Origin of the sequence: Aurantimonas endophytica (assembly GCF_014196845.1) — a bacterium.
In the GTDB taxonomy this organism is placed as follows: Bacteria; Pseudomonadota; Alphaproteobacteria; order Rhizobiales; family Rhizobiaceae; genus Aurantimonas; species Aurantimonas endophytica.
The window spans coordinates 73,332-97,827 of record NZ_JACIEM010000003.1 but is presented as its reverse complement, the minus strand read 5'-3'; the positions used below and the strand labels follow the sequence as shown (position 1 = coordinate 97,827).

General features: G+C 68.0%; 20 protein-coding genes. 9 read left to right on the top strand and 11 right to left on the bottom strand.

Annotated features, from left to right (window positions below):
• The first annotated feature begins 61 nt into the window (after window positions 1–61).
• The 3 genes from GGR03_RS11590 (at window position 62) to GGR03_RS11580 (ending at window position 4,218) form a co-directional block, all read left to right on the top strand.
• Complete coding sequence (locus GGR03_RS11590; RefSeq protein ID WP_183208198.1) at window positions 62–844, top strand: ThuA domain-containing protein; 783 nt, start codon at window positions 62–64, stop codon at window positions 842–844.
• Complete coding sequence (locus tag GGR03_RS11585; RefSeq protein WP_246367912.1) at window positions 841–1,926, top strand: Gfo/Idh/MocA family protein; 1,086 nt, start codon at window positions 841–843, stop codon at window positions 1,924–1,926. Before GGR03_RS11590 ends, GGR03_RS11585 begins: the two co-directional genes overlap by 4 nt.
• Before the next feature lie 141 nt (window positions 1,927–2,067).
• Entirely contained in the window at window positions 2,068–4,218 is a 2,151-nt protein-coding gene (locus GGR03_RS11580; RefSeq protein ID WP_183208196.1) for a DUF1217 domain-containing protein, read from the top strand.
• A 60-nt stretch (window positions 4,219–4,278) separates the two neighbouring features.
• Here the strand turns inward: GGR03_RS11580 and GGR03_RS11575 are convergent, their stop codons facing one another.
• The 3 genes from GGR03_RS11575 to GGR03_RS11565 all read right to left on the bottom strand — a co-directional run bounded on the left by GGR03_RS11575 (window position 4,279) and on the right by GGR03_RS11565 (window position 6,826).
• On the bottom strand, window positions 4,279–4,629 hold the full coding sequence (locus tag GGR03_RS11575; RefSeq protein ID WP_183208194.1) for a PepSY domain-containing protein: 351 nt from the start codon (window positions 4,627–4,629) through the stop codon (window positions 4,279–4,281).
• A gap of 208 nt (window positions 4,630–4,837) precedes the next feature.
• A complete protein-coding gene (gene phbB, locus GGR03_RS11570) occupies window positions 4,838–5,563 on the bottom strand; it encodes an acetoacetyl-CoA reductase (protein ID WP_183208191.1) in 726 nt (241 codons plus the stop codon).
• Between the two features lie 78 nt (window positions 5,564–5,641).
• On the bottom strand, window positions 5,642–6,826 hold the full coding sequence (locus tag GGR03_RS11565; RefSeq protein WP_183208189.1) for an acetyl-CoA C-acetyltransferase: 1,185 nt from the start codon (window positions 6,824–6,826) through the stop codon (window positions 5,642–5,644).
• Window positions 6,827–7,184: 358 nt separating this feature from the next.
• Between GGR03_RS11565 and phaR the strand changes: the two genes are divergently transcribed.
• Window positions 7,185–7,805 carry a polyhydroxyalkanoate synthesis repressor PhaR gene (gene phaR / locus GGR03_RS11560; protein ID WP_183208187.1) on the top strand — a complete coding sequence of 207 codons (621 nt, stop codon included), beginning with the start codon at window positions 7,185–7,187 and terminating at the stop codon, window positions 7,803–7,805.
• 174 nt (window positions 7,806–7,979) lie between these two features.
• On the opposite strand, the gene rpmF is transcribed toward phaR, so the two are convergent.
• Together rpmF and GGR03_RS11550 are read right to left on the bottom strand one after the other, a co-directional pair.
• Entirely contained in the window at window positions 7,980–8,165 is a 186-nt protein-coding gene (gene rpmF / locus GGR03_RS11555) for a 50S ribosomal protein L32 (RefSeq protein ID WP_163044083.1), read from the bottom strand.
• A gap of 229 nt (window positions 8,166–8,394) precedes the next feature.
• The gene (locus GGR03_RS11550; protein ID WP_183208185.1) at window positions 8,395–9,084 is read right to left on the bottom strand and encodes a biosynthetic peptidoglycan transglycosylase; all 690 of its coding nucleotides are present in this window, start codon (window positions 9,082–9,084) and stop codon (window positions 8,395–8,397) included.
• A 167-nt stretch (window positions 9,085–9,251) separates the two neighbouring features.
• On the opposite strand from GGR03_RS11550, the gene GGR03_RS11545 reads away from it, so the two are divergent.
• Entirely contained in the window at window positions 9,252–10,151 is a 900-nt protein-coding gene (locus tag GGR03_RS11545; RefSeq protein WP_183208183.1) for a polyprenyl synthetase family protein, read from the top strand.
• 43 nt (window positions 10,152–10,194) lie between these two features.
• Here the strand turns inward: GGR03_RS11545 and GGR03_RS11540 are convergent, their stop codons facing one another.
• Both GGR03_RS11540 and ispG read right to left on the bottom strand, forming a co-directional pair.
• Complete coding sequence (locus GGR03_RS11540; protein ID WP_183208182.1) at window positions 10,195–11,166, bottom strand: lytic transglycosylase domain-containing protein; 972 nt, start codon at window positions 11,164–11,166, stop codon at window positions 10,195–10,197.
• 95 nt (window positions 11,167–11,261) lie between these two features.
• Window positions 11,262–12,527, bottom strand: coding sequence for a flavodoxin-dependent (E)-4-hydroxy-3-methylbut-2-enyl-diphosphate synthase (gene ispG / locus GGR03_RS11535; RefSeq protein WP_183208180.1), 1,266 nt, complete (start codon window positions 12,525–12,527; stop codon window positions 11,262–11,264).
• Window positions 12,528–12,678: 151 nt separating this feature from the next.
• Between ispG and GGR03_RS11530 the strand changes: the two genes are divergently transcribed.
• Entirely contained in the window at window positions 12,679–12,852 is a 174-nt protein-coding gene (locus tag GGR03_RS11530; RefSeq protein WP_183208179.1) for a DUF3309 family protein, read from the top strand.
• Window positions 12,853–12,969: 117 nt separating this feature from the next.
• Window positions 12,970–13,128, top strand: coding sequence for a DUF3309 family protein (locus tag GGR03_RS11525; RefSeq protein WP_183208177.1), 159 nt, complete (start codon window positions 12,970–12,972; stop codon window positions 13,126–13,128).
• 15 nt (window positions 13,129–13,143) lie between these two features.
• Here GGR03_RS11525 and GGR03_RS11520 read toward each other — a convergent pair whose 3' ends face one another.
• The 4 genes from GGR03_RS11520 to GGR03_RS11505 form a co-directional block, all read right to left on the bottom strand.
• Window positions 13,144–14,403, bottom strand: coding sequence for an MFS transporter (locus tag GGR03_RS11520; RefSeq protein WP_183208175.1), 1,260 nt, complete (start codon window positions 14,401–14,403; stop codon window positions 13,144–13,146).
• Between the two features lie 59 nt (window positions 14,404–14,462).
• Entirely contained in the window at window positions 14,463–15,281 is an 819-nt protein-coding gene (locus GGR03_RS11515) for a DeoR/GlpR family DNA-binding transcription regulator (protein ID WP_183208173.1), read from the bottom strand.
• Window positions 15,282–15,438: 157 nt separating this feature from the next.
• The gene (gene pyc / locus GGR03_RS11510) at window positions 15,439–18,900 is read right to left on the bottom strand and encodes a pyruvate carboxylase (protein WP_183208171.1); all 3,462 of its coding nucleotides are present in this window, start codon (window positions 18,898–18,900) and stop codon (window positions 15,439–15,441) included.
• A 103-nt stretch (window positions 18,901–19,003) separates the two neighbouring features.
• Window positions 19,004–19,888 (bottom strand): DMT family transporter, encoded by an 885-nt coding sequence (locus GGR03_RS11505; RefSeq protein ID WP_183208169.1) that lies wholly within the window; start codon window positions 19,886–19,888, stop codon window positions 19,004–19,006.
• Between the two features lie 442 nt (window positions 19,889–20,330).
• On the opposite strand from GGR03_RS11505, the gene GGR03_RS11500 reads away from it, so the two are divergent.
• Both GGR03_RS11500 and GGR03_RS11495 read left to right on the top strand, forming a co-directional pair.
• Window positions 20,331–20,942, top strand: a complete 612-nt coding sequence (locus GGR03_RS11500; protein ID WP_183208167.1) for a phosphatase — start codon at window positions 20,331–20,333, stop codon at window positions 20,940–20,942.
• A gap of 115 nt (window positions 20,943–21,057) precedes the next feature.
• Window positions 21,058–24,486, top strand: a complete 3,429-nt coding sequence (locus tag GGR03_RS11495; protein ID WP_183208165.1) for a helicase-related protein — start codon at window positions 21,058–21,060, stop codon at window positions 24,484–24,486.
• Window positions 24,487–24,496 lie beyond the last annotated feature (10 nt).

Sequence of the window (24,496 nt, the reverse complement as noted above, 5' to 3'; positions counted from 1 at the left end):
CGATTGCGGGCCGCCCCCTCCTGCGGGCGGTCGCGATCGGCTGCGCATGAGGAGACCCGTGATGACCATCAGGACCGTCGTCTGGAACGAGTTCGCGCATGAGCGCGAGAACCCGGTGGTGAGGGACATCTATCCCGATGGCATCCACGCCGTCATCGCGGCGGCGCTCGGCCGCGAGGCCGACATCGACGTCTCGACGGCGACGCTGGACGAGCCCGAGCACGGGCTGTCGCAGGCCCGGCTCGACGCGACGGACGTGCTGCTGTGGTGGGGACACAAGTCCCACGGGGACGTGTCCGACGCGGTGGTCGAGCGGGTCGCCGACCGGGTGCACCAGGGCATGGGGCTGATCGTCCTTCATTCGGGACATTTCGCCAAGGTCTTCAAGCGGCTGATGGGCACGCCCTGCTCGCTGCGCTGGCGCGAGGCCGGCGAGCGCGAGCGGCTGTGGGCGGTCAACCGCGCGCACCCGATCGTCCAGGGCGTCGGGCCGTCGATCGAACTGCCGAACGCCGAGATGTATGGCGAGCCATTCCTGGTGCCGGAGCCGCTGGAGACCGTCTTCATCTCCTGGTTCGAGGGCGGCGAGGTGTTCCGCTCGGGTCTGACCTACCAGCGTGGGGCAGGGCGGATCTTCTATTTCCGGCCGGGCCACGAGACCTATCCGATCTATCACAACCCCGAGATCCAGACGGTGCTGCGCAACGCCGTGCGCTGGGCCTACAACCCGGTCGCCTGGCCGGATGTCGCCGAGGCGCCGAACGTGCCGGTCGCAGAGGCGCCAGAGACGATCGAGGCGAAGGGCGCTTCGCTGCACCAGGCCGGCGAGGCGGGGTTCCGATGAGCGCGGCGACGGAAGGCACGGGCATGGTTGGCGAGAAGCGGATCATGATCCTCGGCACCGGCGCCATGTCGCATCGCCACGCCGAGCATTTCGGCTCGATCCCCGGCTGCCGGCTCGTCGCCGCCTGCGACACCAATGCCGAGCGGGCTCGCGCCTTCGCCGAGATGCACCGCATCCCCCGCGCGTTCGAGAGCCTCAACGCGGCGCTCGCCTGGGGCGAGTTCGACGCGGTGGTGAATTCCACGCCGGACGTAGCGCACAAGGCGACGACGCTGGCGATCGTGGCAGCCGGCAAGGCGGTGTTCTGCGAGAAGCCGCTGGCGGTCACCGCCGACGACGCCTTCGAGATGGTCGAGGCGGCCGAGCGGGCCGGCGTCGTGAACATGGTGAACCTCACATACCGCAACGCCCACGCGCTCCAGATGGCGCGGCGCATGATCGAGGCCGGCGAGATCGGCACGATCCGCCATGTCGAGGCGAGCTACCTGCAGAGCTGGCTCACCGGGCGACACTGGGGCGACTGGCGCGTCGACGAACGCTGGCTGTGGCGGTTGTCGACGGCGCACGGTTCGGGCGGCGTCCTCGGGGACATCGGCATCCATCTTCTCGACTTCGTCACCTTCGGGACGGGTCTGGACGTCGCGGCCCTGTCGGCCCGCCTCAAGACGTTCGACAAGGCCGAAGGCGGGGTGATCGGCGAATACCGGCTGGACGCAAACGATTCCTGCGCGATGACGGTGGAGTTCTCGAACGGCGCGCTGGGCGCGGTGCACATGAGCCGGGCCGCGACCGGCAAGGCGAACGACCTCGACCTCACCATCCACGGCGAGAAGGGTGCCTTGAAGGTCTGGTCGACGACCGACGATTCCTCGCTCGACGTCTGCCTCGGCCCGGACATCGAGACTCAGACCTGGAAGCGGCTCGAGTGCCCGCCGACGCCGCGCAACGCCGACCGCTTCGTGCTGGCGCTCCTGTCGGGCGTCAATGGCCAGCCGGATTTCCGCCACGCCGCCAGCGTGCAGCGCCTGCTCGATCTCTGCGTCGTTTCCGATGCCGAAGGCCGGATGCTGAAGGTCGCCTGATCCGGCGGCAGCGACCTGCGCTGGGGCGAAGCGCCGAAGCTCCAGCCCCGCTTAAGGGTTTGGTCGGATTTTTGCGCCAACGTCGCCGCGGTCCGCGGCTGCTTGCCGCTGCCGCAGCGGAAGACCGAGGATGCGCCCGGCATGTTGTCGACCTATCTCAGCTACCAGCTCTACACGCGCGACATGCCGAAGACGCTCGACCGGATCGCGTCGGATCCGGTGATCAAGCGGGACGCGGAATACTACCGGGCCAACATCCACAGCGTCTCCACCATCGACGAGTTCATGGCCGACTACCGGCTCTACTCCTACGCGATGAAGGCCTACGGGCTCGAGGAGCAGATCCCTTCCCGGGCGCTGATCAAGAAGGTGCTGGAGAGCGATCTCAGCGACAAGACCAGCATCGCCAACAAGCTTTCCGACGAGCGCTACCGGACCTTCGCCGCCGCCTTTACCTTCGCCAAGGCGGCAGAGCCCGCGAAAGCCACGGCGCAGACGACGGTCCAGACCGACCTCCTGGTCGACGCCTATTCCGAGCACAGGGTGCGAGCCGGGCAGGCGCTCGCCGCCACGACCAAGGCCTATCTGGACGGGATCGGGGCGATCACCGACGTCGATGCCTTCCTCGACAACCAGACCCTGTTCACCGTCGCGCTGGAGGCGGCGGGCATCGATCCGGCGATCGCCTCGCGCTCCTTCATCCGGGACGTGCTGACCGGCAATGCCGCCGACGGACCGGCGGCAGACGGCGATCTGCGCTATGCCGTTCTGGCCGCGATGCTGCCTTTCGAGCCGGACGGCTCGGCGCCGGCCGGGGGACTGCAGAGTCCCAGTCACGCCAACACGACCGTCTTCGCCTATCTCGACCGGAAGGGCCTAGGCGGCAGCCCGCAGGCTGCCGCCTATCAGGTGAGCTATTACGAGGCGGAGATCGTCGACGTGCGCACCGCCGACGATCTCGTCGGCAATATCCGCCTGTTCGGCGTGGCGCTGAGTTCCGTCGGTCTCGACGCGGGGGTCGAGACGCCGGCTTTCGCCTGGACGATCCTGACCAGCGATCCCGCCGACCCGCAGAGCGCGCTCAACCGCATGGCCGAGGACACGCCGGAGAAGCTGTTGCGCAAGCAGCAATATCGAACGCTCGTCGAGCGTTTCAATTTCGACGCACAGGGCAACGTACCGGCCGGCGAGAGTGCACAGACAAAGGCGTCGACGCAGGCCACGGTCGACGCCTATTTCGGTAATTACCAGAACCAGAATGCCAGCAGCGACCGCATCGCAAGCAGCCTGTTCAAGGTCGCCATCGCCTCGGTCACCACGGCCCTGCAGTTCGTTTCCAGCAATGCGGTCTACAACTATGCGCTGACGGCCTTCGATCTGGACCCTGCGGAGGAAAGCCGCTCGACGATCATGCGGGTGCTGCGCAGCGACCCGTCGGATCCCAAATCCTTCGTCAACACGCTGGGCGACGAGCGCTACCTCCGGCTCGCGGCCGCCTTCAACTTCGACGACAGCGGCAAGGTCGCCGCGCCGCGTCTCGCCCAGACGGCGGCCAACCAGGCGGACACCGCCGACCGCTACGCCGACCGGCTGGGGAAGGATCCGACGGCCGCGGCGGTCGAGAAGGCCAAGGCGGAGACCGAGGCGTATCGCTCGGCACTGGCATCGGTCGTGTCGGTCAAGGACTTCGTGACGAACAAGACCATCACCGACTACGCGCTGAAGGCCTACGGGCTCGAAGCGGAGAAACTGTCGGAGAAGGACCTCGTCGCCATCCTGACCAGCGATCTCGCCGACCCCAAGAGCTTCGTCAACGCCTCCGGCGACAAGCGGATGATCGAGTTCGCGGCTGCATACGCCTTCACGCCCGACGGCCGCATCGACCGCGACGGGCGGGACGTCCAGACGGCGAAGAACTTCCTGTCGACGCAGGACTTCTTTCTCCGGCAGGCGATGGAGGAAGAGGCCGGGTCGGACAACGAGGCGGTCCGTCTGGCGCTGTATTTCCGCCGCATGGGACCGGAGCTCACGTCGTTCTACGACATTCTCGCTGATCCCGCCCTGCTCAACGTGGTGCAGATCGCGGTAGGCCTGCCGGCGGAATCGGGGCAGAGCAACATCGACGTGCAGAAACGGACGCTGGAGAAGAAGCTCGACCTCGAATCGTTCCAGGACCCCAAGCAGTTGGAACGCTTCATCAGCCGCTTCATCGCACTCTACGATGCGCAGAGCAGCTCGAGCATCAGTTCGCCGGCCCTGATGATCCTCGGCAGCAGCAACGCCATGCTCTGAACGAAAGAAGGCCGCATCCCCGAAGGAGTGCGGCCTGCCTGATACCCGGTTCCGTCGCTGTCAGCGGACGGAAAGCACCGCGCCATTGCGGCGGTCGATGTCGACCTGGATGTCGTCGCCGCGGCGATCGATGCCGACGATGCGGTAGGCGCCGCGGGTCCGTCGCACGGAATCGACCTCGCGCACGCCTTCCTGCCGGGCGATGCGGACGGCTTCCCGCTCGCTCAGTTCGCGCCGGTCCTCACGCCGCTCTTCGCGTCGCTCCGGACGGCCGTCGCGCTCTCGAACCTGCTCCTCCGGCACGACGCGGATGCCGTCCGGTCCGATCTGGATGCCCTGGGACATCGCGGGGGTCGCCGACGCGAGCGTCGCCGCGACCAAGGCCCCGTAGGCCCATGCCCTCTTGTTCATTACCGTTCTCCCTGAAAGTCGGCGGTCCGCCTGGAGCGTCCGCACGAGCGTGACGGCAGAACAAGCTTCCTTGTCTTTGGTTCCGCTGGTTGCAGGCCCGGCGAAGGTTTTGCGTTGAAGGGCTAACGACTTGGGCGGCGCAGCATTCGACGCCGCGTAGCAAGAAAAGGGAATTCCACTTTTTGCTCTGCGCTCCGTCCGGCGGCGGTCAGTGCATGTACTGGCCACCATTGGCGGAGAGGGTCGAGCCGGTGATGAAGCCGGAATCGTCCGATGCGAGGAACACCACGCAGCGGGCGATCTCGTGCGCCTCGCCGAGCCGGCCTACCGGGATCTGCGGCAGGATGTGCTTCTGCATGATGTCGTCGGCGATCGTCGCCATCATGTCGGTGTTGATGTAGCCGGGGCAGACGGCATTGACGGTAATGCCCTTCTTCGCCCCCTCCTGCGCCAGGGCCTTGGTGAAGCCGATGTCGCCCGCCTTGGCTGCGGCATAGTTGACTTGTCCGGCCTGGCCCTTCTGGCCGTTGATCGAGGAGATGTTGACGATGCGGCCGAAGCCGCGGTCGCGCATGCCCTCCCAGACCTGCCGCGTCATGTTGAAGAGGCCGCTGAGATTGGTGCCGATGACCGCCTGCCATTGCTGCGGCGTCATCTTGTGGAACATCGCATCCTGGGTGATGCCGGCATTGTTGACGAGGATTTCCACCGGCCCGAGTTCGGCTTCCACCCGGGCGATGCCGGCGGCGCATTCGTCATAGGATGAGACGTCCCATTTGTGCACCGCGATGCCGGTCTCGGCACTGAAGGCGTTGGCTCGCTCCTCGTTGCCAGCGTAGGTCGCCGCGACCTGATGCCCGGCATCCCTGAGCGCCGTCGAAATCGCCGCGCCGATGCCGCGCGTTCCACCCGTAACGATGGCCACTCTGCCCATGTCGTCCTCCCCATTCTTCGTGATGTGTTGGCGCTGCGGGGCAGCCTCCCGAGCTTGCCCCGCCATCCACAGCCTGCCTCAGCCGCGCTCGAAGCACATGGCGACGCCCATGCCACCGCCGATGCAGAGGGTTGCGAGTCCCTTCTTGGCGTCGCGGCGGATCATCTCGTGGATGAGCGTGTTGAGGATGCGGTTGCCCGACGCGCCGATTGGATGGCCGATAGCGATCGCCCCGCCATTGACGTTGACGATGTCGGTGTTCCAGCCGAGATCCTTGTTGACGGCGCAGGCCTGCGCCGCGAAGGCCTCGTTGGCCTCGACGAGATCAAGATCGTCCACCGACCAGCCCGCCTTTTCCAGCGCCTTGCGCGAAGCGGGGATCGGCCCGGTGCCCATGATCGCGGGATCGACGCCGGCGGTCGCCCAGGAGACGATGCGCACCAGCGGCGTCAGCCCGCGCCGCTCGGCTTCGGCCTCGCTCATCAGCACGGTGACGGCGGCGCCGTCGTTGATGCCGGAGGCGTTGGCGGCGGTTACCGTGCCCTCCTTGTCGAAAGCCGGGCGCAGCTTCTGGACCTTCTCCAGCGTCGTGCCGTGCTTGATGTATTCGTCGTCCTCGACCACCGTGTCGCCCTTGCGGCCCTTGACGGTGAACGGCGCGATCTCGTCCCTGAAGCGACCGGCCTTCTGGGCTTCCTCCGCCTTGTTCTGCGACTTCACCGCGAATTCGTCCTGCATGTCGCGGGTGATCTGCCACTGGCGCGAGACGTTCTCGGCGGTATTGCCCATGTGATAGCCGTTGAAGGCGTCGATCAGGCCGTCTTTCAGCATCGTGTCGACGAGCTTTAGGTCGCCCATCTTCTGGCCGGAGCGCAGATGCGCCGCGTGCGGGGCCATCGACATCGATTCCTGGCCGCCGGCGACGATGATCTTCGCGTCGCCCATGGCGATCTGCTGCATGCCGATCGCCACCGTGCGCAGGCCTGAGCCGCAGAGCTGGTTGAGGCCCCAGGCGGTCGCCTCCTGCGGGATACCGGCTTCCATCGCCGCCTGGCGGGCGGGATTTTGGCCTTCGCCGGCGGTGAGGATCTGGCCCATGATGACCTCGTCGACCTCGGCCGCCTCGACCCCGGCGCGCTGCAGCGCCGCGCGGATCGCGGCCGCGCCGAGTTCATGCGCAGGCACGTCGGCGAAGGCGCCGTTGAAAGCGCCGACCGGCGTGCGCGCCGCACCGACGATGACGACCGATTGTCCGTTGCTCATGGGGATTGTCCTTGTTCGTCCTCGACGCTTCCTGCCGAAAGATAAGGCATCGACAGCCGCATTGGCAAACGCGTCCTGGCGGTCTGTTGCGGCGATGAGCGGTGACCCGCCACCCCCGTTGCCTGCGGCGCGGACCCCTCGCGCGTTCCCGCGCCGCACGCGCCGAAACGGTTACGGCCGGCTGGCGGCGGTTTCGTCTTGAAAGGGTCATGCACGACGAAAAACCCGGTCGCTGCGGCAGGTTGCGCGAAAGGTTTGGATTGCGGCGGATTTTGTGCCTATCATTTATGCGGCGCAGCGACGCAACTGCACACAAAGCAGTATCCTGGCGTCGGCAAGCTGCAACAGGGGGTGAGGCATGGCCAAGAATTCCGATGTGACGGTCATCAAGAAATATGCCAACCGCCGTCTCTACAACACCGGTACCAGTACCTACGTCACGCTCGAGAACCTTGCCTCCATGGTCAAGGGCAACGAGGAGTTCGTCGTCCAGGACGCCAAGACCGGCGAGGACATCACCCACGCCGTTCTGACGCAGATCATCTTCGAGCAGGAGAACAAGGGCGGCCAGAACCTGATGCCGATCACCTTCCTGCGGCAGCTGATCCGCTTCTACGGCGACCAGATGCAGATGGTCATTCCGGGTTATCTGGAACAGACGATGAGCGCGTTCTCGCGCGAGCAGGAAGGCTTCCGCGACCAGTTGCCGGGTGCCATGGCGCAGACGCCGATGAAGATGATGGAAGCGCAGGTTCGCCGCAACACCGAGATGTTCCGCCAGGCGATGGCGATGTTCAACCCGTTCATGGCAGGCGCCATGGGCGAGGCCGGGGAGCCGAAGAACGGCACCGGCGCCGCGGATGACGGCGACAAGGCCGGTCCGGAAGACATCAAGGCAATGCGCCAGCAACTGGCACAGATGCAGAAGCGGCTCGAGGCGCTGGACGCCAAGACGGCCGAGACGACCGGCGAGAAATAGCCCGACGAAGCCCGCCGTCGCAGGGCCGGCACAGCCGGGAGGCGCAAGATCGGGCCGAGGCTGTCGACCGGTCTAGGTCACGACGACGGGCGTGCGGACGCAAAAAGCCGGTCCGCGGGGACCGGCCTTGCGAATGTCATGCAGCCGAAGCCGCACCCTGAGGTCGGATGAGGCTTACGCCTTTTCCTTGACCGTCAGGATCTGCCGGCCGCGGTACATGCCGGTCTTCAGGTCGATGTGATGCGGGCGACGCAGCTCACCGGAGTTCTTGTCTTCAATATAGGTCGGCGCCTTGAGCGCGTCCGCCGAGCGGCGCATGCCGCGCTTCGACGGGCTGGTCTTGCGTTTAGGTACGGCCATGTCGTGCTCCGTTCGGTCTGTCGCCCGCTGCACGAGGGCGCGCCGGCAAAAATCGTCTCTGGTTCCGGTCCCGCAGCGCCTCGCCGGGCCGTGGAGCCCTGCGGTTCGCCGTCTCACGTCGGACGCGCCGACGAGCGATCCATGATCGCCGCAAGGCTTCGCCGTGACGGGAATTCGAGGCAGCCCATAGCAAAGCATGCGGCCCTTGGGAAGGGGTAGGGCGAAATCCTCAGCCGGTTTCGGCCGGCCTGACGCATCCGACATAGTCGCCCGAGGCTTTCGCCAGCCGCTCGACGCGCCGCGCCAGGCGGTCGAGGCCCGGCCCCGGATTGGCCGGGTTGCGGGTGCCGGGCGCCGGCAGCGTCACCGCGAGCAGCGCCGCCTGGCGGGCCGACAGCTCGCTTGCCGGCTTGCCGAAATAGTGCTGGCTGGCGGCGCCGATTCCATAGACGCCGGTGTCCCACTCGACGACGTTGAGATAGATTTCCATGATCCGCCGCTTCGACACCAGGAGGTCGAAATAGATCGCCAGCGGCGCCTCCAGCACCTTTCGCAGATACGAGCGGTCATTCCAGAGGAACAGGTTCTTCACGGTCTGCATCGGGATGGTCGAGGCGCCGCGGGTCTCTTCGCCGGCGAGCGCCGCATCGACGACGGCGCGCATCTCGCCCCAGTCGATCCCGTCATGGCGGCAGAACTGGCCGTCTTCGGACATCAGCACGGAATACACCATCACCGGCGCGACGTCCTCGATCGGAACCCATTCCCGTAGCACAGGGCGGAAGGTGAAGTGGTCGGCGAGCATCAGTGTCGAGACCGGGTGGATCGCCCGGATCGCGTAGAGCGGCGTCAGCACCAGCGGGATCGCGACGAGCAGGACGACGACGATCGCGACAGCCGCAAGCACCCGGCGGATCATGGCGCACCGATGCCGCGAAGGGCGGCTGCTACGGGGACGGGGCGAGGTCGAGGCTTCATCGCTCCAGCCTTAGCCGGGAGCTTGGCGCCTCGCAACGGCGCCGAGGCTTGACCCCGGCCCGTGGCTCGCGCAAAGCCCCGGCAGCGGAACGGGCGAGGAATCGGGCGATGGACGGCGACGGGTTCGAAGCACTTCTGGCGTCCACTGCCGCCCGCGTCGAGGCGCGGCTGGCCGCGATCCTTGACGGCGAGGGGCCGCTCGCCGGTGCCCCGGAACGGGTCCGCGCGGCAATGGCGCATGGCGCGCTCGGCGGCGGCAAGCGGCTGCGGCCGTTCCTGGTGATCGAGGCAGCCGCCCTGTTCGGCGCCACGGCGGATGATTCGCTGGATGCAGCCGTCGCGCTGGAATGCGTGCACTGCTACTCGCTCGTCCATGACGATCTGCCGGCGATGGACGACGACGCCATGCGGCGCGGCAAGCCGACGGTCCACAAGGCCTTCGACGAGGCAACGGCGATCCTCGCCGGCGATGCGCTTTTGACTCTCGCCTTCGGCCTCATTGCCGGTGCCGAGCGCCTGTCGCTCGCCGCCCGCTCTGCGCTCGTCCTGATGCTGGCCCGCGATGCCGGGGCCGGCGGCATGGTCGGCGGCCAGGCGCTGGACCTGGCGGCGGAAATTCGCGACCTGACCGAAGACGAGATCGCCACGATGCAGGCGATGAAGACCGGCGCGCTGATCGCCTTCGCCTGCGAGGCGGGGCCGGTGGTGGCGGACGCCGCTCCGGCGGACCGGCAGCGGCTGCGGCGATTCGGCGAGCTCGTGGGGCTTGCCTTCCAGCTCGCCGACGATCTCCTCGACGAGACAGCCGATGCGGCGACGCTGGGCAAGGCCGCCGGCAAGGATCGCGAACGCGGCAAGAAGACCCTGCCGGCGCTCAACGGCCACGAATGGACGCGCCGGCGGCTCGATGACCTCGTGGCGGAAGCGGAGGCCGAGCTGTCGCCCTACGGCGAGCGCGGACGGACGCTGCTGGCGGCGGCGCGCTTCGTCGCCCACCGGCAGCATTGACGGCCGTTTCGCCGCGCCAGAAGATCCCGGACTATAAGCCGGCTCAGTTCTTCATCACGATGCAGGCCGCTCCGGCGCCGCGCAATTGCTGGCAGAGCGCGTTGGCCTCGCCGCGGCTGTCAGCGCCAAGTCGGACGGCGTAGATCGTCCGGCGGGGTCCGGTGCGCTTGCGCATGACGATCGGCGCCTCCTTGACGAGGCCCGGATGGCTGGCGCGCACGCGCTCGAACATCCGCATGGCAACCGCCCGCTGCTCGTGGCCGGCCACCTGCACGCCCCAGGGGCGCATCGGGGCGCTTTCCCCGCCGTCGAGCGAGGCGAAGATCGCCCGCGTCTTCATGATCGGCAGGCGGGCGCAACTCTCCTGGAAGTTCCGTTCGGGATCCAGCGGCCGGATCTCGATCTCTCGTCCCGCCTCGCGGAACCAGTCGGCCGGCCGCGCCGTGATGTCGGCGACATAGGCCTCGGTCTCGTAGGGCAGCGTACCGCCGCTGGCGAGCCAGCGCTTCACCCGGTTGATCCCGCCATTATAGGCGGCGGCCGCAAGACCCCAACTCCCTAGCTCGGCCCGCAGGTCCGACAGATAGAGCGCCGAATGGCGGATCGCCGAGCGCATGTCGTAGGGGTCGGCGAGACCGCGTTCCTCGGCCGTGTAGGGCATGAACTGGGCGATGCCCTGTGCTCCCACCGGCGAGACCGCGGCGGTATCGAAGCGGCTTTCCTTCCAGATCAGCCGGGCGAAGAAGGCTTCCGGCATGCCGACGGCCGACGCGTTGGCGGCGATGACCTGGCAGATCGTCTCGGCGGTGGGCGCCTTGGTCGCGTCGACGATGCCGGCCGCAGGATCGGCCGCGAAGGATGGCGGGCTCGGCGGGAAAGGCAGCGCCGGCAGGACGAGTGTTCCAGCCGGCGGCGTCTCCGCGACTGCGCCGCCTGGCGCCAGCGCCAGGCTGACGAAGGCCGCCGCGCACAGCATCGCCACTGGCCGGCGAAAGCGGAGAAGCCGGGCCCACATGCTCGGGTCCGATGTGCGGGCGGGGGCGTATCGATCCTGCGGCGGCACCGGAGCGCTGCCGCGTCGCAGGCTGGAATAAGGGCGCCCGCCGTTTGTCACGGCGCCGTCGTGCCGCTCCCGAAGCGGCGCTCGATATAGTCGGCGACCATCACCTGGAAATCCGCAGCGATCGCCGGGCCCCGCAGGGTCACCGTCTTCTTGCCGTCGACGAAGACCGGCGCGGCGGGCGTCTCGCCGGTGCCGGGCAGGGAGATGCCGATATCGGCGTGCTTGGACTCACCTGGCCCGTTGACGATGCAGCCCATCACCGCGACGTTCAGCGTCTCGACGCCGGGATAGCGCTCGCGCCAGACCGGCATGTTGCGGCGAAGGTCGGCCTGGATCGTCTCGGCGAGTTCCTGGAAGACGGTGGAGGTGGTGCGGCCGCAACCGGGGCAGGCGGCGACGATCGGAACGAACTGGCGGAAGCCCATGGTCTGCAGCAGTTCCTGCGCGACCTGCACTTCCTGGGTGCGGTCGCCGCCGGGCTTGGGCGTCAGGGAGACGCGGATCGTGTCGCCGATGCCCTCCTGCAGCAGGATACCCATGGCGGCGGAGGAGGCGACGATGCCCTTCGAGCCCATGCCCGCCTCGGTGAGGCCGAGATGCAGCGCGAGGTCGGTGCGCCGCGACAGGTCGCGATAGACAGCGATCAGGTCCTGCACTTGGCTGACCTTGGCCGACAGGATGATGCGGTCGCGCCCGAGGCCGACCTCCTCGGCAAGTTCCGCCGACAGCAGCGCCGACTGGATGATCGCCTCGCGCGTGACGGCCCGCGCCGAACGCGGCACGGCGGAGGCGCTGTTGGCGTCCATCAGCCTTGTCAGCAATTCCTGGTCGAGCGAGCCCCAGTTCACCCCGATGCGGACCGGCTTGTTCCAGCGGATCGCCATCTCGACGATGTCGGTGAACTGCCGGTCGCGTTTTTCGCGGAAGCCGACATTGCCAGGATTGATGCGGTATTTCGCCAAGGCCTCGGCGCAGGCCGGATGATCGGCGAGCAGCTTGTGGCCGATATAGTGGAAGTCGCCGACCAGCGGCACGGTGACGCCCAGCCGGTCGAGCCGTTCGCGGACCCGCGGCACGGCCGCCGCCGCCTCGTCGCGGTCGACGGTGATCCGCACGATCTCCGAGCCGGCCTTCGCGAGGGCCGCGACCTGCGCGACCGTCGCGTCGACGTCCGCCGTGTCGGTATTCGTCATCGACTGCACCACGACGGGCGCGCCGCCGCCGACCATGACGCCGCCGACGTCGACGCCCACCGTCTGGCGGCGGGGCGAGGGATCGGCGTCGACGAGGTCGATCGGTGTCTGGATGGTCATGGCGAACCCCGAGGGTGCGATTTCACGATGCGAGTTGGCGCCTGGGCGCCGCCTTGTCAATTCACTGTCGGTCGATGTCAGGGCGATGACCGCCTTGCGTCGGCGGTCGAAGCTGCCCTATGGCAGGACGAACACCCTTGCGGAGCAGCAAATGGCCGTCGGATACGGACCGATCATCGTCGTCCTCGTCTTCCTCGCGCTGATCGCGGTGATGCCGATCTGGCCGTTTTCGCGGCAGTGGGGATACCGGCCGAGCATCGTCTTCGGCATCATCCTCACCCTCATCGCGGTCTTCGTCGCGATCGGCGGGTTCGGTCCCGCCTAGCGGATTTGCACCTTCTTAACCGAATTGTCGCCAGGACGGCGAGGGTCGCGGAACCGCGACGGTCGTTCAACGGTTTGTGATCGACATTATCGTCAGATCACGGAACGGACAGCGACCATGAGTCTCGGCACCATCCTTCTCATCATCATCATCCTGCTCCTCGTCGGCGCGCTGCCGACCTGGGGCTATTCCGGCGGCTGGGGCTACGGCCCTTCCGGCATTCTCGGCCTCATCCTGGTGGTGGTCCTGGTACTGCTGCTGATGGGCCGCATCTAGCCGCCAAGCGACGCCCTAGAGGGCAACCTGATCGGAGCGGCTTGCCAGCCGCTCCGATCTGACGCGATCGGCGTTGCGCACGAGCGGCGTCATGGCCAGCAGCACGCCGAGCAGTCCAGCCAGCGTGAGGAACACAGTCGAGAAGCCGAAGCGCTCGGCGGCGAACCCGACGGCCGACGGCGCGAAGAGCGCTCCCGAATAGCCCAGCGTCGTGGCGATCGAGATGCCAACCCCCGGCTTCAGGCCCGGCAGATTGCCGGCTGCCGAGAAGGCAACGGGTACGACGTTGGCCAGCCCCATCCCCATGATTGCAAAACCCACCAGCACCCAGAAAAGCTCGCCCGACAAGGCGATCAGGCAAAGGCCGCTCGATGCCGTGAACAGCGACACGACCAGCGTCGGCACCGAGCCGAACCGGTCGCGCAGCGGGTCGCCGATGAAGCGGAACAGCGCCATCGCCGCCGAGAAGGCTGCGAAGGCGAGCCCCGAGGCCGCGACGTCGACGCCGAGATCCTGGCGCAGGAACAGGGCGCTCCAGTCGATCGCGACGCCCTCCGGGAAGAACGCGAACAGCGTGAAGATACCGATCGCCAGCGCCTTCAATAGGGCGGTTCGGTCGCGCCGGGCGGCTTCGGCGAAGCTTGCGAAGCCGCTGGCCGGCACCGCCGCGCCGACGACGGGGAGCGTTCGGTCGTCGAGGCCGAAGCGGTAGACCGGCCAGAGCAGCGCCAGTGTCAGGGCGCCGACGAACAGCGCGTGGCCCTGCGGGCCGAACGTTGCGATCAGCGGCCCGCCGGCGGCCGCCCCGGCGAAGCCGCCGAGCGACCAGAAACCGTGGCACGACGACATGATCGCCTTGGCGCGGGTCTTTTCCACCGCGATGGCGTTGGCATTCATCGCGACATCCATGCCGCCCAGCGTCACGCCGAAGAAGAACGCAGCCGGAATGGCGAATGCCGTCGACGGCGCGAATGCCAGAAACGCCAGCGCCGCTGCCAGCAGCACCTGCGTGGCCAGGGTCGGACGCTTCGATCCGCCCTTGCTGATCACGACGCCGATCAGCGGCATGGCGCTCAGCGCACCGAGCCCGAAAACCAGGATCAGCAGTCCGAGCGCGGTCTCGCTGTAGCCGAGCCGCGCCGCGAGCACCGGCACTTGCGGCGCCCAGCTGCCGAGCACGAAGCCGTTGACGAGAAAGGCGATCGAAACGGCCAAGCGCGGGCCGGGCGAGGCAAGGCGGGCGGCAGGCCGCGGGGGATTGGTCGGAGGGGTCACGCGAAGTCTCGCTAAGGTCTGAGATGGCGAAACGGCTCCTGCCGTCCCGCGGGATGGGGTCAACGTCGGGCGCGGCGCTGGGCCGCCGCCGCCGCATTGGCGGGTTCGGGGCCGGCACGGCAAATCGCCGTGCCGCGACTCTTGAAGGGGGCCAGCAGGGAGGCCGGGCAGTCGTTCTCCACGAACAGGAGCGAAATTCGCTCGGTCGGGACGACGCGATAGGAACTGGCGGTTCCCAGCTTGTCCGTCGTCGCCGCTACCAGGATACGCCCGGCCCGGGAAGCAATCTCGGCCTTCAGTTCGGCTTCTTCCAGGACATGGCCGGTGACGCCCTGTTCGGCATCGACCCCGCAGGCCCCGAGCACCAGAATGTCCGGGCGGAAAAGCGAAGCGTCAGCCATCGCCTTCGGCCCGAGGCATGCGCCCGTGCCCCGGTCAACGCGCCCGCCAAGGAGTATCGTCTCAATGCCGCACCGCTCCATGAGGGCGCTCGCGATGGAAGGCGCGTTGGTGACGACCGTCAGCCCGCAATTCTCGGCTAGCGCCTCGGCGATTGCCAGATTGGTCGAGCCGGCATCGATGAACAGCAACGCCCCTGGCTCGACCGTCTGGGCAAGAGCTTTAGCCAAAGCCGACTTGCGTGAGGTCCCTATGCGCTGGCGCTCGGACAGCTTCCCTTCCCTAGGGGCAGCCGGGACTGCTCCGCCATACACGCGCTGACATTGGCCGGCATCGGCCAGTTCGCGGAGATCGCGCCGGACGGTATCTTCGGAAACGCCGAACCTGTCGGCGAGATCGGCCGCGAGAACACGACCGTCACTGGCCAGCAGGGAGCGAATCCGCTCCTGTCGTTCGAGGGTGAGAAGAGGTAGAGCCATCTGCCGGCCAATCGTGCATCAATCGGCATAAACATGCACGAACCAGCAGAGAACGTCAACGGCTCTACGAGCGGCGTCTGCCGTCGCCCCTTAGGGCGAGGGCAGGAAAAAGGGCAGCGACCCGACGCGCCGCTTCCCTTAACCACAGCCCGGTTATTCAGCCAGCGAACACCACCAGCAGGTCCTTGGCGTCGATCTGGGCGCCCGCCGTCACATGCACCGCCTCGATCGTGCCGTCGCGCTCGGCATGCAGCGCCGTCTCCATCTTCATCGCCTCGATGGAAAGCAGCACGTCGCCGGCCTTCACGGTCTGGCCGACCGCCACGGCCAAAGTGGAGACGACGCCCGGCATCGGCGCACCGACATGGTTCGGATTGGTCGCATCGGCCTTTGGCCGAACGGCGCCGCCGGCGGCGCCGTGGGCCCTGTCCGGCACCTTCACCCGGCGCGGCTGGCCGTTGAGCTCGAAGAACACGGTTCGCATGCCCTTCTCGTCGGTCTCGCCGATGCCGAGGCAGCGCACCACCAGCGTCTTGCCGCGCTCGAGATCGACCAGCACCTCGCCCTCCTGCTCGATGCCGTAGAAATAGGACGGCGTCGGCAGGCGCGAGACGGGGCCGTAGAGTTCCTGGACCGCGGCGAAGTCGGTGAAGACCTTGGGATACATCAGATAGGAGGCGAACTCCTGGTCGCTCAGCTTGCGCTCGAGCTTCTCCTCGATGGCCGCGCGCTCGGCGTCGAGGTCGGCATCCTCGAGCAGCGAGCCGGGCCGGACGGTGATCGGCGTCTCGCCCTTCAGCACCTTGGCCTGGATGTCGGCGGGCCAGCCGGACGGCGGCTGGCCGAGATCGCCGCGCAGCATCGAGACGACGGATTCGGGGAAGGCGAGGTCCTTCTTCGGGTCGAGCACGTCGGCGACGGTCAGATCCTGGCTGACCATCATCAGCGCCATGTCGCCGACCACCTTCGAGGACGGCGTCACCTTGACGATATCGCCGAACATCTTGTTCACGTCGGCATAGGTCTGGGCCACCTGGTGCCAGCGCGTCTCGAGACCGAGCGAGCGGGCCTGCTCCTTGAGATTGGTGAACTGGCCGCCGGGCATCTCGTGCAGGTAGACCTCCGAGGCGGGACCCTTCAGGTCGCTCTCGAAGGCGGCATACTGGTTGCGCGTCGCCTCCCAGTAGAAGGAGATCCGCCGGATCGCCTCGGACGACAGGCCGGGGTCGCGCTCGGTGCCCTTCAGCGCCTCGACGATGGAGCCGAGGCAGGGCTGCGAGGTGTTGCCGGAGACCGCGTCCATCGCCGCATCCACCGCGTCGACGCCGGAATCGATCGCCGCCAGCACGGTGGCGGCTGCGATGCCCGAGGTGTCGTGGGTGTGGAAGTGGATCGGCAGGCCGACCTCCTCGCGCAGCGCCTTGAACAGGACGCGCGCCGCCGCCGGCTTCAGAAGCCCAGCCATGTCCTTGACGCCGAGAATGTGGGCGCCTGCCGCCTCCATCTCCTTGGCGAGGGCGACGTAATATTTGAGGTCGTATTTCGAGCGTTCCGGGTCGAACAGGTCGCCGGTGTAGCAGATCGCCCCCTCGCAGAGCTTTCCGGCCTCGCGCACGGCGTCCATCGAGACGCGCATGTTCTCGACCCAGTTCAGGCAGTCGAACACACGGAAGAGGTCGACCCCGCCCTTGGCGGCTTCCGCCACGAAATGGCGGACGACATTGTCCGGATAGTTGGTGTAGCCGACGCCGTTCGAGCCGCGCAGCAGCATCTGCAAGAGGATGTTGGGCGCCTTCTCGCGGATCAGCGCCAGCCGCTCCCACGGATCCTCGGTGAGGAAACGCATGGCGACGTCGAAGGTCGCGCCGCCCCAGCATTCGAGGCTGAGGAGCTGCGGCAAGGCGCGCGCATAGGCATCGGCGACCGCGACGATGTCATGGGTGCGCATGCGCGTCGCCAGCAGCGACTGGTGGCCATCGCGCATCGTCGTGTCGGTGACCAGGACCTCGGGCCGGGCCCGCATCCAGGCGGCGAAGCCCTCGGGGCCGAGTTCGTCGAGCTTCTGCCGCGTGCCGGGGATGATCGGCGCCTCGAACAGCGGCGCCACCGGCGGCGCCTGGTCGGGCGAGGGGCGGGCGCGGTTCTTGGTTTCCGGATGGCCGTTGACGGTGACGTCGGCGAGATAGGTCAGCAGCTTGGTGGCGCGGTCGCGGCGCTTGACCTGCTCGAACAGGGCCGGCGTCTCGTCGATGAACTTGGTCGTGTAGGAATTGTCGCGGAACTTCTCGTGGCCGATGATCGCCTCGAGGAAGGTCAGGTTGGTGGCGACGCCGCGGATGCGGAACTCGCGCAGTGCCCGGTCCATGCGGGCGATGGCCTCCTGCGGCGTCGGCGCCCAGGCGGTGACCTTCTCCAGCAGCGGGTCGTAGAAGCGGGTGATGACCGCGCCGGAATAGGCGGTGCCGCCGTCGAGCCGGATGCCGAATCCGGTGGCGCCGCGATAGGCGGTGATGCGGCCATAGTCAGGGATGAAATTGTGCTCGGGATCCTCGGTGGTGATCCGGCACTGCAGGGCATGGCCGTTGAGCTTGATGTCCTCCTGGCGCGGCACGCCGCTCTCCGGCGTGCCGATCGCGGCGCCGTCGAGGATGTGGATCTGCGCCTTGACGATGTCGATGCCGGTGACCTCCTCGGTCACGGTGTGCTCGACCTGGATGCGCGGATTGACCTCGATGAAGTAGAAGGCGCCGGTGTCGGCATCCATCAGGAACTCGATCGTGCCGGCGCCGACATAGCTCGTCGCATCGGCGAGCTTGCGGCCGTAGCCGGCGATCTCCCGGCGCTGCGCGTCGTTCAGGTACGGCGCCGGCGCGCGCTCCACGACCTTCTGGTTGCGGCGCTGGATCGAGCAGTCGCGCTCGAACAGGTCGACGACGTTGCCGTGCGTGTCGCCGAGGATCTGCACCTCGACATGCCGGGCGCGCTCGACCAGCCGTTCCAGATACACCTCGTCCTTGCCGAAGGCGGCCATCGCCTCGCGCTTGCCCTCGGTCACCTCGCGCTCGAGGTCCTTTTCGGCGCGGATCACCCGCATGCCGCGGCCGCCGCCGCCCCATGACGCCTTCAGCATCACCGGGAAGCCGATCTCGGCGGCCATGCGGCGCACTTCGGCCATGTCGTCGGGGAGCGGCGCGGTCGCAGGCACGACCGGCACGCCCAGTTCGACCGCGAGGTTGCGGGCGGCGACCTTGTTGCCGAGCCGGCGCATCGTGTCGGCGGTCGGGCCGATGAAGACGATGCCCGCCTCGGTGCAGGCATCGACGAATTCCGGGCTCTCGGAGAGGAGCCCGTAGCCCGGGTGGATGGCGTCGGCGCCGGAGAGCCTCGCCACCCGGATGATCTCCTCGATCGACAGATAGCTCTCGATGGGCCCGAGATCCCGGCTCAGATGCGGGCCGCGGCCGACCTGGTAGCTCTCGTCCGCCTTGAAACGGTGCAGCGCGAGCTTGTCCTCCTCCGCCCAGATCGCCACGGTCCTCAGCCCCAGCTCGTTGGCGGCACGGAAGACCCGGATCGCGATTTCCGACCGGTTGGCGACGAGTATCTTACGGATGGTCAAGCAACATTCCCCCTTGGTGCCCGGGTCCGCTTATAGAGGCTTCCCACAGCCGCTCAAGATCGCGCCAGAAGCTGCTCTTCGCAAGTGCGAACAGTGGGGAGCTTCAGCGGTTGCGGATCAGCGGCACGCGATCCGGCCAGTCGCCGACTTCCTTCTCGCGCACGAAGGTGAAGAGGCCCGAGACGGCGACGAGGGTCATGCCGACCAGCGACAGGGCATCGGGATACTCGCCGAAGAAGCTGGCACCGATGATCGTCGCCCAGACGATCTGGCTGTACTGCGTCGGCGCCACCCGCGCCGCGGGGGCAAGCCGCGTGGCAAAGACGATGAGCAGGTGCCCCATACCGGCGCAGACCCCGCCGAGGATCAGGATCGGCCAGAGCCCGTGATGCGGGGTCTCGTAGTCAGGGATCATCAGGACGCCGTTAACGAGAACGGCGGCGACCAGCACCGCGCCGATCAGCGTGATGCGCCGCTCCGACGGCCCCAGCACGCGCAGAACGATGACGGTCACGGCGCCGCATATCGCGACCCCGAGGGCGGCGAAGTGCCCCGGCAGTACCTCACGAAAACCCGGGCGCACCACGAGAAGCACGCCGATCAGCCCGCCGAGCACGGCCAGCCAGCGCCGCCAGCCGATCCGCTCCTTGAGGACCAGCCAGGAGAATACCGTGACGAAGACCGGCAAAAGGAAGATCAGGGCGTAGGCCTCGGCCAGCGGCAGGGTGGTGAAGGCGATGACGCCGAGGATGCCGCCGAGCGTGCCGCTGATCATCCTGATGGTCAGCAGCCCAGGCCGCTTCGGCACGAAGACGTTGCCCCAGTTGTCCTCCGGACGCTTGGTGAACAGGGCCGGCAACAGGGCGAAGAGCGAGACGTAGAAGCCGATCTCGAAGATCGGCAGGCGATCGCCGACGCCCTTGAGCGCAGCATCGCCGCACGCGAAGGCGAAGTAGGAGGCGAAGGCCAGGAGGATGCCGGCTTGCATGAAGGTTCGCTCGTGGCGGCGGGAAACCGTCGCCTAGGACGGCAGGCCACGACAGCGCAACCGAAATCGTGCGGCAGCCATATCAAAGCGCGGGATACTGGAAGCCGACCCCCAGACGCGAAAAAAGGCAGCGAGGGGGGAGCTGCCTTTTTCCGTCTGCATCGCGATCGAGGGGGGATGATCGCTTGGGGGTGTCCTAAGAACACGCATCGAAAAGAAGGGTTCCCAAAAAAATCGACGTCGTTCGAAATTTTTCTTAGACGGCCAGTTCGACCGCATCGCTTCGCGGTTCAGGGCCTGCCGGAGAGACTGCCCGGACGGGGAAGCGGCTTCCCACGCGGGCATGCGGATGACAGGGCTTGCGCGAACGGTCCATAGTCGAACTGTTCTGTGAGCCGGTCTGATAGGCCGGCTGTCGGTGAATGCACGACGGGAGGCGTGGATGACGGCAGGTTTCATCGAAGCCCGGTGCGGGCGGCGTTACGCGTCGGGCTGGCCGGGACGGGTGGTCGTGCGGGGGCAGTCCGAGGCGCGACGGCACCTAGCATCGCTCGACCCGACCCACGTCCTCTCCCTCAAGGCGCCCGGCCTCAGCTATCTCGGGCCCCGCGATCTTGCGCCGGACCGTCATCTCGTCCTGGAGTTCGACGATGTCGACGACCCGGCCAGCCTCGCCGCGCCGACCCGCGAGCACGTGGCCGCGGCGCGTGCCTTCGCCGACGGGCTCCCGGCCGATGCACGACTGCTCATCCATGGACTGCAGGGCGTGAGCCGCGCGCCGGCGATGGCCATCGGCCTGCTGGCCGGGCTGCTTCCGACGAACGAGGCGGCGGCGGCTGTGCGGGCCTGCTGCAGCCAGCCGCCCAGCCCGAATCGTCTTCTGGTCGCGCTGTTCGACGAGGAACTCGGCCTCTCGGGCACGCTGATGGAGGCCTGCGACACCCGCTTCGTGCCTGGTTCCGGCACGCTGCGCCGACGCGGCGCCCAGGCGTCCACGAACTTCGCCTTCGACATGCTCAAAGGCTGTGAAGCGGCCGTCGACGAGGCGCCGTAACGGCGCCCACGCCGTCGCATCTCGGTGTCGATCCGGTCGCAACCATCGGCTCGAACTTGCGAATCGGGCACGAAGCCTTTTCCAACGAGCCGGCAATCCCACATAGGCGGGACAGATGACCGAGCTTCGCCCCGTCCACGAGACCGTCCGCTTTGATGGGACAAACGTCACCGCGGTGCTGGGTCCCACCAATACCGGCAAGACTTTCCTCGCCATCGAGCGGATGGTGGCTCATTCCTCCGGCACGATCGGGCTGCCGCTGCGCCTGCTCGCGCGCGAGGTCTACCAGAAGGTCTGCGACCGGGTGGGCGTCGGGGCCGTCGCGCTGATCACCGGCGAGGAGAAGATCAAGCCGCCGAACGCGCGCTATTCGGTCTGCACCGTCGAGGCGATGCCGCGCGATCCGGGCACCGCCTTTGTCGCCATCGACGAGGTGCAACTGGCGAGCGATCTCGAGCGCGGCCACGTCTTCACCGATCGCATCCTGCATGCCAGGGGCCGCGAGGAGACGCTGCTGCTCGGCTCGTCGACCATGCAGGGGGTGCTGCAGCGGCTGCTCAAGGGCATGAACACGGTGACCCGGCCGCGCCTGTCCAACCTCGTCTATGCCGGGTCGAAGAAGATCACGCGCCTGCCGCGGCGCACCGCCATCGTCGCCTTCTCGGCCGAGGAGGTCTACGCCATCGCCGAGCTGATCCGGCGCCAGCGGGGCGGGGCGGCCGTGGTGATGGGCGCGCTGTCGCCGCGCACCCGCAACGCCCAGGTCGAACTCTACCAGTCGGGCGAGGTGGATTTCCTCGTTGCCACCGACGCGATCGGTATGGGGCTCAATCTCGACGTCGACCATGTCGCCTTCGCCCAGGACTGGAAGTTCGACGGGTTCCAGTACCGCCAGCTGACGCCGGCCGAATTTGCCCAGATCGCCGGCCGCGCCGGGCGGCATCTGCGGGACGGCACGTTCGGCGTCACCGGCAAGGTGGATCCGCTGCCGCAGGAACTGGTCGAGGCGCTCGAGGCGCACGCCTTCCAGCCGGTAAGGGTGCTCCAGTGGCGCAGCCGCGAGTTCGACTTCGCCTCGATCGACGCGCTGCGGCGCAGCCTGGAGGCGCTGCCGCCATCGCCGTCGCTGTCGCGTTCGCTGCCGGCGGTCGACCAGCGGGCGCTGGAATTCCTGTCGAAGGATTCGGCAGTCGCCGACCGGGCGACGACGCCGGCTCGGGTCGAGCTGCTGTGGGAGGCCTGCAAGCTGCCGGACTATCGGCGCATCGCGCCGGCCCAGCATGCCGAGATCATCGCCACCATCTATGGCGACCTGACCAGCCGGGGACGGGTCGCGGAAGACTACATGGCGGCGCAGGTTCTGCGCGCCGACAGGGCCGAGGGCGACATCGACACGCTCTCGCAGCGGATCGCGGAGATTCGGACCTGGACCTATATTTCGCACCGGCCGGGATGGCTGGCCGATCCGACACACTGGCAGGAAAAGACGCGGGAGGTCGAAGACCGGCTTTCCGACGCCCTTCACGACAGGTTGACGAAACGCTTCGTAGACCGCAGGACAAGCGTCTTGATGAGACGGTTGAGAGAGAATGCGGTAATGGAAGCTGAAATCGGCAGCGACGGAACGGTGGTGGTCGAGGGCCACCCTGTCGGGGAGCTGCAGGGATTCAGGTTCACCCTGGACGGCCGGACCGAGGGGACGGACGGCAAGGCTGTGCGCGCGGCCTCGCAGAAGGCGCTGGCCGGCGAGTTCGAAAAACGCGCCGAGCGCTTCGCCAACGCGCCGAACGGCGATCTGGCGCTGGCCTCGGACGGCCTGGTGCGCTGGCTCGGTGCGCCGATCGCCTCGCTGACCGCCAGCGACGACGTGCTCGCCCCGAAGGTCGTTCTGCTCGCCGACGAGCAGCTGACCGGCCCGGCGCGCGACAAGGTCGCCTCGCGGGCGGAGCGCTTCGTGACCTACCAGGTCTCGACCGTCCTGAAGCCGCTGGCGGACCTCAAGTCCGCCGATGCGCTGCAGGGTACGGCAAAGGGCATCGCCTACCGCCTCTACGAAAACCTTGGCACCCTGCAGCGACGCGAGGTCGCCGAGGAAGTCCGCGCCCTCGAGCAGGACGCTAGGGCGGCGCTGCGGCGCTGCGGCGTGCGCTTCGGCGCCTACCACATCTTCGTGCCGGCGCTGATCAAGCCGGCTCCGGCCGCGCTGGTCACGCTGCTCTGGGCGATCAAGAACGACGGGCGCGAGCGTCCCGGCTACGGCGAGGCCACGCATCTCCTCGCGACCGGCCGCACCTCGGCCGTCGCAGACGCGACCTTCGATCCGGTGTTCTACGGCCTTGCCGGCTACCGCCTGCTCGGACGGCGCGCGGTGCGCGTCGACATACTGGAGCGGCTCGCCGACCTGATCCGCCCGGCGCTCGCCTGGAAGCCCGGCACCGGCAAGCGGCCGGACGGCGCCTATAACGGCGCGCAGTTCCTGGTGACCCCGGCGATGATGTCGATTCTCGGCGCCACCGCCGAGGACATGGAAGAGATCCTCAAGGGCCTCGGCTACCGGCCGGAAGGCATGGAGGCGCCCGCCGTCGAGGCCGAACTGCATCGGCTCGATGCCGAGGCGGTCGCGGCGGAAGCCGCGGCGAAGGCGGAAGCGAACCGCAAGGCCGCGGAGGCAGCTGCCAAGGCAGACGCGCCGCAGCCGGAGCCGGGGGACGCAGCAACTTCCGGTGAGGCCGTGACGGAAGCGGCGGACGAACCGGTCACCGTCGCCGCGGACGCGCCTGAGACTGCTGCACCAGCGGTCGAGGCGGAAGCATCCAGCGATGATGCGGCGTCCGTCGGCATCGTCGTCGACGAAGAGCGCGACGCCAGCGCTGTCGCGGCAGGCGAAGCCGGCGAGCCGGCCGCTGCAGCGCCGCAAACGACGGCGGTTTCATCCGAATCGGCGGCGCCTGCAGGCGATGAGGCGCCGGCCGTCGCTTCCGATACCCCGACGGCCGCGACTCCTGAGGTTGCCGCCTTGGTCGAGGAGGCCGTCAGCGCGCTCGCGGAAGATGTCGCGCCGGCAGAGGACACGGCAGCAGAGGCCGCCACCGCGGCCGAACCCGCTGCCGCCGACTCGGCCGAAACAGCCCCCGAGCCGGCCAAGATCATCCAGGTCTGGCGGCCGCAGCGCGCCGGCGGCCGTCCGGGCCAGCGTCCCGGCCAGAACCGCGGCAGGGGCCGCGGCGCCGGTAACGAACGTGGCGGCGAACGCACCGCGGCGCCCGAGGGCGAGCGCCCGGCACGCGAGCGTGGCACAGCGCCGCGCACCGGCGACAAAGAGGGCGGTGGCCGTGAGGGCGGCGGCAAGTTCGCCTCCGGCAAGGGCCGTGGCCGGCCGGACAAGCAGCGTCCGGAAAAGGACTGGAAGAAGGATCGTGCGGGCGGCGAAGAGCGGCAGTCGCGCCGCTTCGAGCAGCCGCAGCAGGCCAAGCCCCAGCGCGTGGCCGATCCCGATTCGCCCTTCGCCAAGCTGGCGGCGCTGCGGGACAAGCTCGGCAAGTAGGATGGGTCGG